Annotated in this window: 1 pseudogene; it reads right to left on the bottom strand. The window is 36.6% G+C overall.

Features of this window, described 5'->3' with window-relative positions:
• Nucleotides 1–544, bottom strand: a pseudogene (locus HT699_RS11165) (FIVAR domain-containing protein); the annotation flags it as partial.

The raw sequence follows: 544 nt of genomic DNA, 5'->3' as shown, positions 1-544 counted from the left end.
CTTTATTTAAAGCTTCCCTCACTTTTTCTGGTGTTGCATTTTCGTCATTAATAACTATTTCTGCTTCTTGAATCGCTTCTTGGGCAGCTGTTTTCGCATCATTATATGCTTTTGCACTATCCGTAGTCTTACCTGTTGTTGGATCTGCTTCTGTTGCTAAAGTATTTAATGCTTCTTTTGCATTTGTTAACTCTGATTTGTCTGCTTTATTAACTAATAACTCTGCTGCTTTGTCTAAAGCTGTTTTCGCTGCTTCTACTTGTGCTTGAGCTTCTTGTACTTCTGCTTTTGTTGCATTATCACCTTTTGCTTCTACTGCGGCAGCTGCTGCTTTAGCTTCTTCTAATTGTGCTTTTAATTCTTCATATTTTCTTTCATATGCTGCGATACTTTCTGGTGTCTTACCTGTTTCATCAGCTTTTACTAATGAATCTGCAGCTGTTTTTAATTTAGCTTTTTCTTCTGGTGTTGCTGCTTCTACTAAAGCTTGTTTCGCTGCTTCTAATGCTGCTTTCTTCTCATTAACTTTATTTAAAGCTTCCCT

This window comes from Streptococcus sp. 1055 (assembly GCF_013276815.1).
Lineage (GTDB): Bacteria > Bacillota > Bacilli > Lactobacillales > Streptococcaceae > Streptococcus > Streptococcus pseudopneumoniae.
Note: the sequence above shows the minus strand (reverse complement) of the source record. Positions and strands in the feature narration are given on the sequence as shown.